Source organism: Streptomyces sp. NPDC000983, from assembly GCF_040299205.1.
Classification (GTDB): Bacteria; Actinomycetota; Actinomycetes; order Streptomycetales; family Streptomycetaceae; genus Streptomyces.
Window position 1 is genome coordinate 1 of the sequence record NZ_JBEPBM010000109.1, and the last position, 3,026, is coordinate 3,026.

Sequence of the window (3,026 nt, forward strand, 5' to 3'; positions counted from 1 at the left end):
CTGCCCGAACCCCTGGTCGGGGGCGACGCCGAAGGCCGCGCACCGCGCACCCCGGAGGAGGAAGTCCTCTGCGGACTCTTCGCCGAAGTACTCGGCATCTCCCGCGTCGGCGCCGACGAGAACTTCTTCACCATCGGCGGCCACTCCCTGACCGCCACCCGCCTGATCAGCCGCATCCGCAGCACCCTCGGCGCCGAACTGGGCATCGGAGACCTCTTCGCCGCCCCCACGCCTGCCGCGCTCACGGCCCGCCTCGGCCACGGCACGTCCCGTCCCAGGCCGGCTGTGATGGTACGGCCCGAGCCGATGCCGCTGTCGTACGCGCAGCAGCGGCTGTGGTTCCTGCGGGAGTGGGAGGACGGCGGCTCGACGTACAACATCCCGCTCGCGGTGCGGTTGCGCGGGCCGGTTGACAAGCATGCGCTGCAGGCGGCGCTGGACGATGTGGCGCTGCGGCACGAATCGTTGCGCACGCTCTTCCCGGCGGTTGCCGGGCAGCCGTACCAGCACATCATCGCCGACGCCCGCGTCCCGCTGTCCACGAGCACCGTGACTGAGGCGGAGCTGCCCTCCCGCCTGGCCCAGGAGGCGGCGCACGACTTCGACCTGGAGGTCGAACTCCCCATGCGGGCGGCTCTGTTCGAGCTCGGTGAGCAGGAGCACGTGTTGGTGCTGGTGCTGCATCACATCGCCGGGGACGGCTGGTCGACGGCGCCCCTGGCCCGTGACCTGAGCACCGCCTACTCGGCGCGCGTGACCGGCGAAGCCCCGGGCTGGGGCCCGCTGCCGATCCAGTACGCCGACTACACGCTGTGGCAGCGCGACCTGCTCGGCGACGAGGACGACTCCGACAGCCTCGCCGCCCGCCAACTCGGCTACTGGCAAAAGGCTTTGGCCGACCTGCCCGAAGAGCTCACCCTGCCCACCGACCGGCCCCGGCCCGCCACACCCAGCCACCGGGCCGAGGCGGTCGACCTCTTCGTGCCCGCCGAACTCCAGGCCCGTATCGGCGGCCTGGCCCGCGAGACCGGGACCACGCTGTTCATGGTGTTGCAGGCGGCGGTGGCGGCGCTGCTGAGCCGGCTGGGTGCGGGCGCCGACATTCCGCTGGGGACGGCGGTCGCCGGGCGCACCGATGACGGTCTGGACGACCTGGTGGGGTTCTTCGTCAACACGCTGGTGCTGCGCACCGACGTGTCGGGTGACCCGACCTTCCGTGAACTGCTGACCCGGGTGCGCGCCGCCGATCTGGAGGCGTATGCGCATCAGGACCTTCCGTTCGAGCGGGTGGTCGAGGCGGTCAACCCCGCCCGCTCCACCGCCCGGCACCCCCTCTTCCAGACCATGCTCGTCCTGCAGAACACCGACGACGGCGCGTACGGCTTCACCGGACTCCGCACCTCTGCCGAGCCGTTGAACCACCGTGCCGCCAAGTTCGACCTGAGCATCGGCGTGGAGGAGACCTTCGACGAGGCCGGCCGGCAGGCGGGCATCAGCGCCGAGTTCGAGTACGCCACCGACCTGTTCGACCGCGCCACCGTGGACGACCTGGCCCGGCGCTTCCTCCGGTTGCTGGAGGCGGTGACCGCCGAGCCGGACACACCCGTCAGCCAGGCGGAACTGCTCACGGCCGACGAACTGCACCGTGTCCTCGACGAGTGGAGCGTTACCGTCCCGGCCGAGGTGTGGCCCGAACTGGCAGGTCTGTCCGCGCCCGAGCGGGCCGCGGCCTATCTCCTCGACGACCACCTGAGGCCGGTGCCGGCCGGAGTCAGCGGCGACCTCTACCTCACCGTGCCCGGCCCTTCCGTCGCCCCCGCGGGCGACAGGTTTGTCGCCGCCCCGCACGGCGGATCGGGCACCGTGATGTACCGCACCGGCAGGCAGGGCCGCTGGCACCCCGACGGCCGGCTGGACATCCGGCTGCCCGAGCGGCTAGAGCCCGCGGAGCAGGACGAGCCCGCGCCCGCGCGCCTTCCGCGCACCCCCGAAGAGGAAGTCCTGTGCGCCCTCTTCGCCGAGTCCCTGGGCGCGGCGCACGTCGGTGTCGACGACAACTTCTTCGCCCTCGGCGGCTACTCGCTCCTGGCCACCGGGCTGATCAGCCGCATCCGCACCGTGCTGGGCGTCGAGGTGGGCATCAGGGCGCTGTTCGGCAACCCGACGGTCGCACAGCTCGCGGCGCATCTGCGCGCCGAGGACACCTCTCGGCCAAGGCCGGCCGTGGCGGTGCGGCCCGAGCCGATGCCGCTGTCGTACGCGCAGCAGCGGCTGTGGTTCCTGCAGGAGTGGGAGGACGGCGGCTCGACGTACAACATCCCGCTCGCGATGCGGTTGCGCGGGCCGGTCGACAAGAATGCGCTCCAGGCGGCGCTGGACGATGTGGCGCTGCGGCACGAGTCCTTGCGCACGCTCTTCCCGGCGGTTGCCGGGCAGCCGTACCAGGACATCATCGCCGACGCCCGCGTCCCGCTGTCCGCCGCCGTGTGCCCTCCGGTGGAGCTGGCCGGGCACGTCCGGCGCGCCGCCCGGCACGCCTTCGACCTGGCGACCGAACTGCCGCTGCGTGCGACGCTGTTCACGCTCGGCACCGACGACCACGTCCTCACGCTGGTGCTGCATCACATCGCCGGTGACGGATCATCAATGGCCCCGCTCACCCGCGACCTGAGCACCGCCTACGAGGCACGCCTGGCCGGGCGGGCCCCCGCCTGGAGCCCGCTGCCGATCCAGTACGCCGACTACACGCTGTGGCAGCGGGGCCTGCTCGGTGACGAGCACGACCCCGAGAGCCTTGCCGCTCGCCAACTCGCCTACTGGGCCGAGGCACTGGCCGGGCTGCCCGAGGAACTCGCCCTGCCCACCGACCGGCCCCGGCCCCCCGTGCCCAGCCATGCCGCTGGAGCCATCACGGCCGGCATGCCCGCCGAACTGCATGCGGGTCTGGTGCGGTTGGCGCGGGAGAGCGGGACGACGCTGTTCATGGTGTTGCAGGCGGCGGTGGCGGCGCTGCTGAGCCGGCTGGG

Annotated in this window: 1 protein-coding gene; it reads left to right on the forward strand. The window is 72.4% G+C overall.

The features are described from left to right. The coding region (locus tag ABT296_RS38495; protein WP_351934791.1) for a condensation domain-containing protein at positions 1-3,026 on the forward strand (3,026 nt) is incomplete at both ends.